Annotated in this window: 14 protein-coding genes; 7 read left to right on the top strand and 7 right to left on the bottom strand. The window is 72.8% G+C overall.

What is annotated here, in order from left to right; all coding sequences use genetic code 11:
• Window positions 1-3: 3 nt before the first annotated feature.
• A complete protein-coding gene (locus tag FNH09_RS05825; protein WP_152885643.1) occupies window positions 4-1,002 on the bottom strand; it encodes an inorganic phosphate transporter in 999 nt (332 codons plus the stop codon).
• Window positions 1,003-1,009: 7 nt separating this feature from the next.
• Window positions 1,010-1,630 carry a DUF47 family protein gene (locus tag FNH09_RS05820; protein ID WP_162468166.1) on the bottom strand — a complete coding sequence of 207 codons (621 nt, stop codon included), beginning with the start codon at window positions 1,628-1,630 and terminating at the stop codon, window positions 1,010-1,012.
• 202 nt (window positions 1,631-1,832) lie between these two features.
• Here FNH09_RS05820 and FNH09_RS05815 point away from each other — a divergent pair, with 202 nt between their 5' ends.
• Window positions 1,833-2,174 (top strand): metal-sensitive transcriptional regulator, encoded by a 342-nt coding sequence (locus FNH09_RS05815; RefSeq protein ID WP_152885642.1) that lies wholly within the window; start codon window positions 1,833-1,835, stop codon window positions 2,172-2,174.
• Between the two features lie 40 nt (window positions 2,175-2,214).
• Here the strand turns inward: FNH09_RS05815 and FNH09_RS46605 are convergent, their stop codons facing one another.
• Together FNH09_RS46605 and FNH09_RS05810 are read right to left on the bottom strand one after the other, a co-directional pair.
• Window positions 2,215-2,391, bottom strand: coding sequence for a hypothetical protein (locus FNH09_RS46605; RefSeq protein WP_156110800.1), 177 nt, complete (start codon window positions 2,389-2,391; stop codon window positions 2,215-2,217).
• An 82-nt stretch (window positions 2,392-2,473) separates the two neighbouring features.
• On the bottom strand, window positions 2,474-3,322 hold the full coding sequence (locus FNH09_RS05810) for an SCO4651 family lipoprotein (RefSeq protein ID WP_152885641.1): 849 nt from the start codon (window positions 3,320-3,322) through the stop codon (window positions 2,474-2,476).
• 136 nt (window positions 3,323-3,458) lie between these two features.
• Between FNH09_RS05810 and FNH09_RS47550 the strand changes: the two genes are divergently transcribed.
• Window positions 3,459-3,644: a hypothetical protein gene (locus FNH09_RS47550; protein WP_152885661.1), complete on the top strand. Its 186-nt coding sequence runs from the start codon at window positions 3,459-3,461 to the stop codon at window positions 3,642-3,644.
• A gap of 107 nt (window positions 3,645-3,751) precedes the next feature.
• Here FNH09_RS47550 and FNH09_RS05800 read toward each other — a convergent pair whose 3' ends face one another.
• The 3 genes from FNH09_RS05800 to FNH09_RS05790 are packed head-to-tail and all read right to left on the bottom strand — an operon-like array spanning window position 3,752 to window position 7,476.
• The gene (locus FNH09_RS05800) at window positions 3,752-4,174 is read right to left on the bottom strand and encodes an NUDIX domain-containing protein (protein ID WP_162468165.1); all 423 of its coding nucleotides are present in this window, start codon (window positions 4,172-4,174) and stop codon (window positions 3,752-3,754) included.
• A gap of 22 nt (window positions 4,175-4,196) precedes the next feature.
• On the bottom strand, window positions 4,197-5,264 hold the full coding sequence (locus FNH09_RS05795) for a CHAD domain-containing protein (protein WP_162468164.1): 1,068 nt from the start codon (window positions 5,262-5,264) through the stop codon (window positions 4,197-4,199).
• Complete coding sequence (locus FNH09_RS05790) at window positions 5,245-7,476, bottom strand: RNA degradosome polyphosphate kinase (protein ID WP_152885640.1); 2,232 nt, start codon at window positions 7,474-7,476, stop codon at window positions 5,245-5,247. The genes FNH09_RS05795 and FNH09_RS05790 overlap by 20 nt, the downstream gene beginning before the upstream one ends.
• 448 nt (window positions 7,477-7,924) lie before the next feature.
• Between FNH09_RS05790 and FNH09_RS05785 the strand changes: the two genes are divergently transcribed.
• The 5 genes from FNH09_RS05785 to FNH09_RS05765 all read left to right on the top strand — a co-directional run bounded on the left by FNH09_RS05785 (window position 7,925) and on the right by FNH09_RS05765 (window position 12,511).
• Window positions 7,925-8,467: a sigma-70 family RNA polymerase sigma factor gene (locus tag FNH09_RS05785; protein WP_162468163.1), complete on the top strand. Its 543-nt coding sequence runs from the start codon at window positions 7,925-7,927 to the stop codon at window positions 8,465-8,467.
• Window positions 8,464-9,321, top strand: coding sequence for an anti-sigma factor family protein (locus FNH09_RS05780; RefSeq protein WP_152885639.1), 858 nt, complete (start codon window positions 8,464-8,466; stop codon window positions 9,319-9,321). Before FNH09_RS05785 ends, FNH09_RS05780 begins: the two co-directional genes overlap by 4 nt.
• A gap of 91 nt (window positions 9,322-9,412) precedes the next feature.
• Entirely contained in the window at window positions 9,413-10,273 is an 861-nt protein-coding gene (locus FNH09_RS05775) for an ABC transporter ATP-binding protein (protein WP_152885638.1), read from the top strand.
• Window positions 10,270-11,823 (top strand): ABC transporter permease, encoded by a 1,554-nt coding sequence (locus tag FNH09_RS05770; protein ID WP_152885637.1) that lies wholly within the window; start codon window positions 10,270-10,272, stop codon window positions 11,821-11,823. Before FNH09_RS05775 ends, FNH09_RS05770 begins: the two co-directional genes overlap by 4 nt.
• Entirely contained in the window at window positions 11,813-12,511 is a 699-nt protein-coding gene (locus tag FNH09_RS05765) for an ABC transporter (protein ID WP_338017484.1), read from the top strand. Before FNH09_RS05770 ends, FNH09_RS05765 begins: the two co-directional genes overlap by 11 nt.
• Window positions 12,512-12,563 lie beyond the last annotated feature (52 nt).

Here is a 12,563-nt window from a genome sequence, read left to right as displayed (position 1 = left end):
GGTTTACAGAAACGCGAGATTGACGACCCAGAAGCCGCCCGCCGCCACGATCCCCGCCGCCGGCATGGTGATGAACCAGCCCAGGACGATGTTCTTGGCGACACCCCAGCGCACCGCGTTCACGCGCTTCGTCGCGCCGACGCCCATGATCGCCGAGGTGATGACATGGGTCGTGGAGATCGGCGCCTTGAACAGGAACGCCGTGGTGAACATGATCGACGCGCCGGTCGTCTCCGCGGCGAAGCCCTGCGGGGGATCCAGCTCGATGATCTTGCGGCCGAGGGTGCGCATGATGCGCCAGCCGCCGGCGTACGTGCCCAGCGACAGCATGATCGCGCAGACCAGCTTGACCCAGACCGGGATCGGGTCGCTGTAGTCCTCGACGCCCGCGATGACCAGGGCCATCACCACGACGCCCATCGTCTTCTGGGCGTCCTGGAGGCCGTGGCCGAGCGCCATGCCCGCCGCCGAGACGGTCTGCGCGATCCGGAAGCCGCGCTTGGCCTTGTGCGGGTTGGCCTTGCGGAAGATCCACAGGATCGCGGTCATGACCAGGTAACCGGCGAGCAGACCCACGATCGGCGACAGGAACATCGGGATGACGATCTTGTCGAGCACCCCGTTCCAGTAGACGGTCGTGCCACCCGCGAGCGCCGCGCCCACCATCCCGCCGAACAGGGCGTGGGAGGAGGACGAGGGCAGGCCGAAGTACCAGGTGATCAGGTTCCAGGTGATCGCGCCGACGAGGGCCGCGAACAGGATGGCCATCCCGTGCGAGCCCTCGGGCGTCTGGATGATGCCCTCACTGACGGTCTTGGCGACCCCGCTGCCCAGGAAGGCGCCGGCGAGGTTCATGACCGCGGCCATGGCGAGCGCCGCCCGAGGGGTCAGCGCCCGGGTGGAGACGGACGTCGCGATCGCGTTGGCTGAGTCGTGGAAGCCGTTGGTGTACGTGAAGAAGAGCGCGACCCCGATGGTCACGACCAGTGCGAAGGTGTCCATGGAGAGGTCAGGACTCCTTGACCGCGATGGTCTCCACGGTGTTGGCGACGTGCTCGAACGCGTCCGCCGCTTCCTCCAGGACGTCCACGATCTGCTTCAGCTTGAGCACCTCGATCGCGTCGTACTTGCCGTTGAAGAGGTGGGCCAGCAGCTTGCGGTGGATCTGGTCGGCCTGGTTCTCGAGGCGGTTGACCTCGATCCAGTACTCGGTGAGGTTCTGCATGGTGCGCAGGTTCGGCATGGCCTCCGCGGTCAGGTCCGCGGCCCGTGCCAGTACCTCGATCTGCTGTTCGACGCCCTTGGGCAGGTCCTCCACGTTGTAGAGGACGACCAGGTCGACGGCCTCCTCCATGAAGTCCATGATGTCGTCGAGGGACGAGGCGAGGGTGTAGATGTCCTCGCGGTCGAAGGGCGTGATGAAGGAGGAGTTCAACTGGTGGAAGATCGCATGGGTGGCGTCGTCACCGGCGTGTTCCGCGGCCCGCATCCGCTCTGCGATCTCGGCTCGGCCGGAAGCGTCCGCCCCGAGCAGTTCCATCAGGAGTTTCGAGCCCGTGACGATGTTGTCCGCGGACGCGGCGAACATGTCGTAGAAGCTCGTCTCCCTGGGGGTCAGACGAAAGCGCACGTGGGGTCCTCGGGATGCATCGATTCGGTCAGGTTGATGCTAGGCGCATCATCCGGCCACGGCTAATGGGCCGCCCCCCAGTGTCGCCCATCGGACAGAGCGATCAGCACAGGGGCCGCCGGCGGCCATGGGCAAGGGCCCTATACCCAGCAAAGTTCGTTACCATATACCCACCAGGGGTATCAGTCAGCAGGAGGACGCCATGACGACCACCGAGGCCGGCGCCACGGCGCCCTCCGAAGCCGCCGCATCCGGGGCGGCCGTGCACGGATACCACAAGCAGAAGGACGAGCACCTCAAGCGGCTGCGCAGGATCGAGGGCCAGATCCGCGGCCTTCAGCGCATGGTCGACGAGGACGTCTACTGCATCGACATACTCACGCAGGTGTCCGCCTCCACCAAGGCCTTGCAGTCCTTCGCCCTGCAACTCCTGGAGGAGCACCTGCGCCACTGCGTCGCCGACGCGGCCGTCAAGGGCGGTGCGGAGATCGACGCCAAGGTGGACGAGGCGACGAAGGCGATCGGCCGGCTGCTGCGGACCTGAGGGGCGGCGGCGGGTGCGAGGCGGCGCGTGCGCTCGGCGCTCAGCCGCAGGTGGTCCGCTCCTCCGCCACCCGCAGCACCTCGTCGATGCTCTCCAGGCTGAGCCGGTCCTCGCCGGCGGCCGAGGCCGCGATGATCAGCTCGCCGCACAGTTCGATCTCGGCGAGGGCCACGTGGTCCTGAACTGTCGTACCGCCGAGCGGAGCCACGCGCGTCACCTCACTTGTGTCGTCACCTACTTCCTAGAGTAGGGAGCGCCCTACGCACCGCGCATGGCACGGACGGGCTAGTCCTCGCGCCTCACTCCTCGGCGATCTTGCCCGCGTAAATGTCCCCGGCGGCCGGCAGCCGTACCTCCACGGGGGCGCCGAAGCCGTAGAGCAGCGCCGTCGACGCGACCGCCACGGCGTCCCGCTGCCGTCCGTTGACGAAGCTGAACCGTTGCCGGATCTTGCGGATGCGCCCCTGGTCGTCGAGGTAGACGTCGAAGGGCACCTCGGGCGTGGCGAACCCGGTCGCCGCCGCCCGCAGCGCGGCCCGGCCCCCGGCCGAGGCGCGCCGCGCCGCGTCGCCGAGGTCGGCGGTGCCGCGATAGTGCCGCACGCTGGTCCCGGCCACCTCGGTCCGGCCCAGATACGTCGCCGCCCGCGTCCCGCGCAGCACCTCGGCGGCCGCGTACGGGTCGGTGGCGCCGCCGGTCACCAGGTTCCCGTCCGACAGTCCGGCCGTGTCCACCCGGACCCACTTGTCGTCCGGCACCCCCGCGCCCCGGTTCTTCATGAACAGGGCGCCCGGCGCGAGGAGTTCGGTGATGGGCCGGTGCTCGCTCTGCCCGGAGGGGTCCTGCGGCAGCATCACCTTCAGCCGGCCCAGCTGCCTGCGGTAGTCGTAGACGCCCTCGGCCCGGATGGTGACCCGGGTGCCGCCGGTCGCCATCTCCATGGACGTACGGGCCTGCGAACTGCCCGCGTCCATCAGCCGGTCGGCGGCGTGCCGCAGGGTCTCGACGGGATCGCCCGCGCCTCGCGCGTCCTCGGCGGCGGCGCCGCTCCAGGAGCAGCCGGTGGCCCCGACGCAGACCCAGGCGACGAGTCCCGCCACGGCGGTCGTGCCCGCCGTCCGGCCGTGCCACCGCTGCCTTGCCGTCATCGCCTGCCCACTCCCAGCCGGTACGTCCGTCACGGGCCCCTGTCGTCTCGGCTAACGACGGGCAGGCGACGCCGGTCACGCGCGTGGCGTGTCAGCGGGGAGCGCGATACGAGCCCTTTACCGACGGCTCGGTACCCTGACAGGCGTGGCGCAGCAGGAGGGGCCGGACCGCGTCCGGGAACAACCGGAACAACACACGACGACCACGGTCGAGCAGGGGCCGTTCTGTCTGGCCCGCTGTGTCTGCGGCTGGCGGGGACCGGCCCGCCGGGCCCGGAGCCAGGCCCGCACGGACGCGGAGACACATCTGTCCGGCGGCTGAGCCGGTCGGTGTTGCGGGCGAAGCGCGGCCCGCCAGGCGGCCGGTGGTGAAGGTTCAGGGTGGCGTGCGGCCTGTAGCAGGTCGGCGAGGCGGCCGGTGGTGAAGGTTCAGGGGCGCCGTACGGCCGAGAGCAGGTCGTCGACCAGGGTTCGGTCGCGGGGCTGGGTGAGCCGGTTGCGGGCCGCGAGCGGGGAGAGCCACAGGACCCGGTCCACCTCGTCGTTCGGGGCGAACGCGCCCGCGACGGCCTGGGCGGCCCAGTAACAGACCTGCTTCGGACGGCCGTTGGCGAGGTAGTGCAGGGTCGGCAGCCGGGCGCCGGGCTCGGCGGTGTACCCGGTCTCCTCGGCCACCTCGCGCAGCGCGCCGGCGAGGGCGTCCTCGCCGCGCTTCAGCTTGCCCTTGGGGTGGGACCAGTCGTCGTACTTCGGGCGGTGGACCAGGCAGAGCTCCAGCTGCCCGTCGTAGGGGGAGCGGCGCCACAGGACGCAGCCGGCCGCTTGGACGGTGGTGTCGTTCGTTTCGGTCACCGGGGTTCAGCCTCCCAGCGGATCAGGACGTACCGACGGTCTGTTTCTGCCAGGCCTGCTGGAAGGCGAACCTGGCCGCCTCCACCTCGTGGCGCTGGTCGGCGTGGAGCACGCCCAGCGCGTACGCCGTCGCCGGCGCGATGCGGGGCGTACGGGCCGCCTGGGCGGCGGCCGCGGCCGCCTCGGAGGCGTCGCGGTGCCGGTTGAGGGCCCGGCCCGCCGCCGGTACGCACAGGTGCAGCGGGGAGTCGTCGCCGTCCGGGGTCGGCACCTCGCGGGCGTAGCGGTACAGGCGCAGCAGCAGGCGTACCTGATGCCAGGGGGCGTCCTGGGCGTGCGGGGCGGGGTCCGGGGAGAGGCCGTGGACCAGGGCCTCCGCGTTGTAGGGGTGGCCCGCGGTGACCAGGGGCAGGGCGGCGACGGCGTCGGTGAGGCGCTCACGGGCCGCGTCGGTCAGCGGACGCAGGTCCGTGCCGACGGCGGCCGGGGTGAGCGGGACGTCGCTGGCGAGCACGGCGAGCTTGTCCGCGACGGCGTGGAAGCGGGACGAGCCGAGCGCCTGGAGGGCGGTGGAGTGGGCCCGGGTCCGGGCCAGCGTCAACTGCCGTTCGAGCAGGGCGCCCGCCTTCGCCGCGCCCACGGTGAGGTTGCCGCGTTCCCCCGTCGGCGGCGGCACGGCCGGGCCGGCGGCGCCCGGTGCCGTGGCCGGCGTCGACTGGGTCGGCAGGGGCGTCGCGCCCGACAGCCGGTGCAGCGCCAGCAGCAGCCGGTCCAGCCGTGCCTCGCAGGCGTGTTCAAGCGCCAAGGTGCCGGACAGCCAGGCCAGTTCGGGGCGGATCTCCTCCGACCAGGCGCTGTCCAGCAGCGGACGGTAGGTGTGCAGGCTGCCGCTGATGCGGCGGGCGGACCGGCGCAGGGCCAGGGCCGCTTCGGCGGACCCCCCCGCGCCCCCCGCCGTGCCACCGGTCTCCCGGTGCAGGCGCAGGGCGCGGAGGAACTCCGTGGCCTGGGACCGGAGGTAACGCGCGAGGGCGTCACCCTTCACCGGCTCGGCCGTGGGGTCCGTCGGGTCAAGGTGTTGCTGTGCCACGCCGGCGCCTCCGGGCGTCTATGAGCATCTCCTGGACGTTGCGCAGGGGCTGTCCGTCCGCGTCGGTCGCATGCCGGGTCCACTCGCCGTCCGGGCCCAGGTGCCAGGACGAGGTGGAGTCGGACATACCGGTCTCCAGCAACCGGTTGAGGGACGCGCGGTGGGCCGGGTCGGTGACCCGGACCAGGGCCTCGATGCGGCGGTCGAGGTTGCGGTGCATCATGTCGGCGCTGCCGATCCACACCTCGGGCTCGCCGCCGTTGCCGAAGCCGAACACCCGGGAGTGTTCGAGGAATCGGCCGAGGATGGAGCGCACCCGTATGTTCTCCGACAGGCCGGTGACGCCCGGCCGCACCGCGCAGATGCCCCGCACCCAGATGTCGACCGGCACGCCCGCCTGGGAGGCGCGGTAGCACGCGTCGATGATCGCTTCGTCCACCATCGAGTTGACCTTGATGCGGACATGGGCGGGCCGTCCGGCACGGTGGTGCTGGACTTCCTTGTTGATGCGCGCGATCAGCCCGTCCCGCAGGGACTTGGGGGCGACCAGCAGGCGGCGGTAGGTCTCCCGGCGGGAGTAGCCGGAGAGACGGTTGAACAGGTCGGACAGGTCGGCGCCGACCTGCGGGTCGGCCGTCAGCAGGCCCAGGTCCTCGTAGAGGCGGGCCGTCTTCGGGTGGTAGTTGCCGGTGCCCACGTGGCTGTAGCGGCGGAGCGTCTCGCCCTCCTGACGGACCACCAGGGACAGCTTGCAGTGGGTCTTGAGGCCGACGAGGCCGTACACGACGTGGCAGCCGGCCTCCTCCAGCTTGCGCGCCCACTTGATGTTGGCGTGCTCGTCGAAGCGGGCCTTGATCTCGACCAGGACGAGGACCTGCTTGCCGGACTCGGCGGCGTCGATGAGCGCGTCGACGATCGGCGAGTCGCCGGAGGTCCGGTACAGGGTCTGCTTGATGGCGAGGACGTCGGGGTCGGCCGCGGCCTGCTCCAGGAAGGCCTGGACGGAGGTGGAGAAGGAGTCGTACGGGTGGTGCAGGAGCACGTCGCGGCTGCGCAGTGCCGCGAAGATGTCGGGGGCCGAGGCGGACTCGACCTCCGCCAGGTCGCGGTGGGTGCCGGCGATGAACTTGGGGTACTTCAGCTCGGGCCGGTCGAGGCCGTGGATGCGGAAGAGACCGGTGAGGTCCAGCGGACCCGGCAGCGGGTACACCTCCGCCTCGCTGATCTTCAGCTCGCGCACCAGCAGGTCGAGCACCTCGCGGTCGATGGACTCCTCGACCTCCAGGCGCACCGGCGGCCCGAAGCGGCGCCGCATGAGCTCCTTCTCCAGGGCCTGGAGGAGGTTCTCGGTGTCGTCCTCCTCGACCTCCAGGTCCTCGTTGCGGGTGAGCCGGAAGGCGTGGCTCTCCAGCACCTCCATGCCCGGGAACAGCTCCTCCAGATGGGCGGCGATGACGTCCTCGATGGGGACGTACCGGCCGGGGGAGCTCTCCAGGAAGCGGGACAGCAGCGGCGGCACCTTGACGCGGGCGAAGTGCTTGTGCCCGCTGACCGGGTTGCGTACGACGACGGCCAGGTTCAGCGACAGGCCGGAGATGTACGGGAACGGGTGCGCCGGGTCGACCGCGAGGGGGGTCAGCACCGGGAAGATCTGGTGGCGGAAGAGCGTGAAGAGGCGCGCCTGCTCCTTCTCCGTCAGCTCGTTCCAGCGGACCAGGTGGATGCCCTCCTCCGCGAGCGCGGGGGCGACGTCCTCGTGGTAGCAGGCGGCGTGCCGGGCCATGAGTTCGCGGGAGCGGGCCCAGATCATCTCCAGCACCTCGCGGGGCTGGAGGCCGGAGGCGGAGCGGGTGGCGACCCCGGTGGCGATCCGGCGCTTCAGACCGGCCACCCGGACCATGAAGAACTCGTCCAGGTTGCTGGCGAAGATCGCCAGGAAGTTGGCGCGTTCGAGCAGGGGCGTGTTGGGGTCCTCGGCGAGTTCGAGGACCCGCTCGTTGAAGGCCAGCCAGCTGCGCTCCCGGTCGAGGAATCGACCCTGCGGCAGCTGGGGACCCTCGTACGGCGACTCCTCGTAGGCGTCGAGATCGGCGTCGATGTCGGGTTCCAGGTCGGAGACCGCGGCCGACACGGTGTGCGGACGGTGCGCGGCTATGGAGCCCACGGAGGGCTGCGGGTGCTGGACCTGTGCCTGGGCGTTTGGCTGGCTCATGGACCCATTCTTTCGCGCCAGCAGGTAGACAGGCGCGTCGAGGCGTCCGAGCGGGAGCGCGTCGGCATCGCCCTCATGGGGTGGCGAGCCCTCGGGCGCGACTGGGTTCATTGGCCGAGCGTCGCAAGTCAGTCTGAACCAACGGTTACGGGGACATGGCGTGCGGGATATCGCGGTACGGCCCCCGGGCGTCCATCGCGGGGTGCGCGTGCTCTCTCCGCCGGGAGCCGTCGGCTTCGTACGCTACTCCCCCCTCCCGGGGGCAGGTACGGAGCCGCCGGACGGCCGGTTCAGTGCCGGTCCGGTGCCGGACACCGGTGCTGAACCGGTGTTCGGCCATCCGATTCACCACTATTTCACTGATTAAGCAGTGAATGGGTTCCAGGACGATCGGAAAAGTCGGGGCCGGGGCGTGAACCGATCGGCGGGGCTCGTCCGATGAGGAGACGTGAGCGAGACGAGAAGCGACGGGGAGTTGCTGCGCGCCGTCGCGGCGGACGCCGACCGGCGCGCCTTCGAGGAGCTGTACCGGCGCTTCGCGCCCTGGCTGAGCGCGCGGCTGCGCAGCCGGTGCGCCGACGCCGGGATCGTCGACGACGTCGTGCAGGAGACGTTTCTCGCGGTGTGGCGGGGGACCGCCCGCTACCGCGAGGACGGCGACGTGGCCGGCTGGCTGTGGCGCATCGGGTCACGACGGCTGATCGACGTGCTGCGCGGCGACGGGGCACGGGGGCGGCTGCGGCAGGCGCTGGCGCGGCTGCGGCACCGGGACGAGGCCTCGGCGGAGGAACGCGTGCTCGCGGGGGTGGAGCACGGGGACCTCGCCGGGGCCCTGCTGAGGCTCTCGCCCGAGCTGCGGGCCGTCCTCCAGGCGACGGTCGTCGACGGGCTCACCACCCGGGAGGCGGCCGTACTGCTCGGCATACCGCCCGGCACGGTCAAGACGCGGGCCCTGCGCGCCCGCAAGCAACTGCGGGAGGCGCTGGCATGAGTACCACCTGGCATGTGCCCGAGGACGATCTCCGGGCCTACACGGCGGGCGAGTTGACGGCGCCGCGACTGTGGTCCGCCGACACCCATCTGGCGGCCTGCGCCGACTGCCGGGCCCTGCTCGCGCGGCTCGCCGATCCCGTCGCGCTGGACGCCGGCTGGGAACGGCTCGACGCGGAACTCGACGCGCCACGGCGTGGGTTCGTCGAGTCGCTGATGGTACGGGTCGGCGTCGCCGACCACACGGCCCGGCTGCTCACCGCCACACCCGTGCTGCGCCGCTCCTGGCTCGCGGCGGTCGCCGCGGTCCTGCTCATGACGGTGCAGGCCACCGCCACCGTCTCGCCCGGACGGTCGCCCACGCTGTTCCTCGCCCTGGCACCGCTGCTGCCGCTCGCCGGGGTGGCGCTGTCGTACGGGCCCGTCCTCGACCCCACGTACGAGATGGGCGTCGTCTCCCCGCTGCACGGCTTCCGGCTGCTGCTGATCCGCACGGTCGCCGTGCTGACGGTGGGCCTCGGCCTCAACGGCCTCGCGACCCTCGCGCTCCCCGACTACGGGCTGCGCGCGCTGGCCTGGCTGCTGCCCGCGCTCGCGCTGACCGCGACCGGACTGGCGCTGACGCCCAGGCTGGGTCCGGTCGTCGCGCCCGTCCTGGTCGGCGGCGCCTGGATCGGTCTGCTCCTCACGGCGGACGCGTCGGGCGACGGGACGCTCGCGCCGTTCACCGCTGCCGGGCAGGGCGTGGCGGGCGCGGTCGCGGCACTCGGTGCCGGGCTGCTCTACCTCGTCCGCGACCGGTTCGACACCTCGACCGTGCGGTTCACCGACTTCCGGCAGGGAGGCGCCGGGTGACCGCGTACGGCCGCCCCCTCGCTCCCTTCACCGACGCCGTCGACGCTTTCGACGCGACCGGCGCCACCCACGCCACGCACAGGAGTGCCCCATGACCGTCACCGTCTCAGCCTCCGGGCTGACCCTCCGCTACGGCGGCACCGCCGCCCTCGACGAGGTGACCCTGCGGCTGACCGAAGGAGTGACCGGGCTGCTCGGACCGAACGGGGCGGGCAAGACCACCCTGCTGCGGGTCCTCGCCACCGCCGTGCCCCCCGACCGGGGCGCCTTCAGCGTCCTCGGACACGACCCGAGCACCACGGCCGGACGGCAGAACGTCCGCCGCGCCCTGGGCTACCTCCCGCAGAACCCGGGATTCCACCCGGACTTCACCGCCTTCGAGTTCGTCGACTACGTGGCGATCCTCAAGGAGATGACGGACCGCGGCGCCCGGCACCGCGAGGTGCGGCGGATACTCGACGCCGTCGACCTGTCCGAGGTGCGCGGCCGGCGCATCAAGCGGCTGTCCGGCGGGATGCGCCAGCGGGTCGCGCTCGCCGCCGCCCTCGTCGGCGACCCCGGCTTTCTCGTCCTCGACGAGCCGACCGTCGGCCTGGACCCCGAGCAGCGGATGCGGTTCCGGGAGCTGATCGCCCAGGCGGGCGAGGGCCGCACGGTGCTGCTCTCCACCCACCAGACCGAGGACGTGGCGATGCTCTGCCACCGGGTGATCGTCATGGCCCAGGGCCGCCTCCGCTTCGAGGGCACCCCCGCCGAGCTCACCGCACAGGCCGCGGGCCGGGTGTGGAGCAGTGCCGAGCGGGATCCCGCGGCACGGGCGGGCTGGCGCACCGGCCTCGGCACCTTCCGCAACGTCGGCGACCCGCCCGAGGGCGCCGACCTCCTCGAACCGACCCTGGAGGACGGCTACCTGCTCACCCTCGACGACGCGTCGGCGGAGGTGGCCGCATGAGCGCCATCGAGGTCGTGGAGAGGGCCGCCACGGCCGACGGGCCCGCAGCCCCGGCTCCCCGGCGGGCCGCGGCCGTGCTCGCGCTCGCCCGCTTCGAGGCCCGCGAACTCCTCCGGTTCGTCCCGGTGTTCTCCTTCCTGCTCCTCTATATCGGCTACACCGCCTGGCAGTTGTACTCGGAAGGCGACGGCATGGGCGCCTACCCGGTCCTCCAGGACGTCGACCGGGGCACCCAGACCGGGCCGGTGCTGCTCGGCATCGCCCTGCTGGTCTGCGTCAACCGGGCCGCGGTGCGCTCCCGCCGCAACGGCACGGACCGGCACGACGGCATCCTGCCCATGGAGCCCTGGCGGCGTACGGTCGCGCACGTCCTGTCCGTGGTGCCGTACGCGGCGCTCACCGCGCTGGTCGTGGCCGTCGAGTTCACCTGGGCCGCGCTGAAGCCCGGCGCGAGCGGCCACGGCTCGTTCTTCGAACTGGCCGTCGGCCCGCTCTGCGTCCTCCTGGCCGGTGTCGCCGGCGTCCTGCTCGCCCGGCTGATCCCGTCGTTCTTCGCCGCCCCGCTCGTGGTGATCGGCGGCTACGTCCTGCTCGTCCTCGCCGCCGTGAACCTGGACGGCTCGCACGGGGCGCGCTGGCTGCTGCCCGCCGTCACCGAGGCCGGCGCCGGGCCCCTCCCGTCCGACCTGCTCGGCCGTCCGGCCGCCTGGCACGCGCTGTACCTGACGGGGCTGATCATCCTCGTGGCCTGCGGCGCGGTGCTGCTGAGCGGCGCCCGCACCCGTACGGCCCTGGCGGTGACCGCCCTCGCCCTGGCCGTCACCGTCACGGGGGCCGTCGGGCAGGCCCCGGGCGACTCGGCCGCCCTGAAGGCCGCCCGCGCCGAAGCCTCCGTGCACCCGGAACGCGTCCAGTCGTGCAGCGTCCACGGCACCTCGACGTACTGCGCCTTCCCCGAGTGGACCGGCCGCACCGCCGACTGGGCCGCCGCGGCCGACCGGGTGCGCCGCCTCGCGGGCGGTGCTGCGGGCGGCACGCGGCTGACCGTACGGCAGCGGGTGGAAGCCCGCTACGGGCCGGAGGGCGACGCCGCGATCGCCCCGCTCACCGGGCCCGGCCAGGTCAGCGCGGGCACCGAGTGGGGTGGCGACCGGAACGTCCAGTTCGCGGTCGGGGTCGCCTCCGTCCTGGTGGCGGGCGACGAGCGGGCCGGCAGCGAGGTGTGCGACGCCCGGGTGGTGACGATCATGTGGCTCGCGCTGGGCGCGGAGCCCGACCCGCTGGCCCGGCTGCGCGGCGCCCGCCTCGACGACAGCGTCGAGGGAGACGCGATCGCGCTGACGCCCGTCGCCTCCGTCGCCATGACCGCCGGGCAGACCGATGTCGTCCGGCAGCTGCTGAGGCAGCCGCGCTACGGCGTCATCGCCAAGGTGAAGGCCCACTGGACGGAGCTGACCTCCCCGCGGACACCGCTCGCGCGGGTGGCACAGCTGCTGGGCGTGAAGGCACCCACGACGGGGGAGGACAACGGTGAGACCTGTGACCAGTGAGCGACGGCCGAAGCCGTACGCCGTGATCCGCGCCCTGCTCCGCCCGCTCTGGCGCACCCTGCCCCGGCCCGCCCTCGCGGCGGCCGGTGGTCTCGGACTGCTGCTCGCCGGGCTGCCCCGGCTGCTGTCCGGCGCCCCCGATCCCTGGCTGTGCCTGAACCTGCTGCGGGCCGCCGGGCTCTGCCTCGCGCTGGGCCTTGCGTTCCTGTTCGACGACCCGGCCCGGCACACCACCGCGCCGGTGCCGGTGCGCCGACCGCTGCGCGGCGCCCTGCGGCTGGCGCTGGCCGTGCCCGTCGCCGCGCTGTGCTGGACGGCCGCGCTGCTGCTCGTGCCGGGGCAGGCGCGGCCCCCGGTCGGCGCGGTCACCCTGGAGGCGGCCGCGACCGCCGCGCTCGCGCTGGCCGGGGCCTCGGCCGCCGTCCGGTGCACGGACGGGACCCGGCCGGGCGCCGCCGTCGCGGCCGGTCTGACGGCCGTCGCGGTGACCGTGCCGACGCTGCTGCTGCCGCAGCGGTGGGCGCTGCTGGTGGCGGTGGGCGACCAGCGCTGGGCGGACGCGCACGGGCGGTGGGCGGGGCTGCTGGTGGTGGCCGTCGCGGTGGTGGCGCTCTGCGCGCCTGAGCCACTGCGCCGCGGGTCCGTCCTGCGTCCCCGGCCGCGGGGGACCGCCCCGACCACCGCCTGAGGACACGTCAGCCGGCCGTCGGCCGGGGCGCGTCCTGCGGCCGACGGCCGAC

The sequence above is a fragment of the Streptomyces adustus genome (assembly GCF_009377175.1).
GTDB classification, from domain to species: Bacteria; Actinomycetota; Actinomycetes; order Streptomycetales; family Streptomycetaceae; genus Streptomyces; species Streptomyces adustus.
This window is presented reverse-complemented; position numbering and strand designations above follow the sequence as displayed.

What these genes read in the sequence shown, in the direction of transcription:
- FNH09_RS05790 (WP_152885640.1), bottom strand. Translation starts at nt 7,476, where the DNA reads ATGAGCCAGCCAAACGCCCAGGCACAGGTCCAGCACCCGCAGCCCTCC.
- FNH09_RS05810 (WP_152885641.1), bottom strand. Translation starts at nt 3,322, where the DNA reads ATGACGGCAAGGCAGCGGTGGCACGGCCGGACGGCGGGCACGACCGCC.
- FNH09_RS05775 (WP_152885638.1), top strand. Translation starts at nt 9,413, where the DNA reads ATGACCGTCACCGTCTCAGCCTCCGGGCTGACCCTCCGCTACGGCGGC.
- FNH09_RS05780 (WP_152885639.1), top strand. Translation starts at nt 8,464, where the DNA reads ATGAGTACCACCTGGCATGTGCCCGAGGACGATCTCCGGGCCTACACG.
- FNH09_RS05770 (WP_152885637.1), top strand. Translation starts at nt 10,270, where the DNA reads ATGAGCGCCATCGAGGTCGTGGAGAGGGCCGCCACGGCCGACGGGCCC.
- FNH09_RS05825 (WP_152885643.1), bottom strand. Translation starts at nt 1,002, where the DNA reads ATGGACACCTTCGCACTGGTCGTGACCATCGGGGTCGCGCTCTTCTTC.
- FNH09_RS05815 (WP_152885642.1), top strand. Translation starts at nt 1,833, where the DNA reads ATGACGACCACCGAGGCCGGCGCCACGGCGCCCTCCGAAGCCGCCGCA.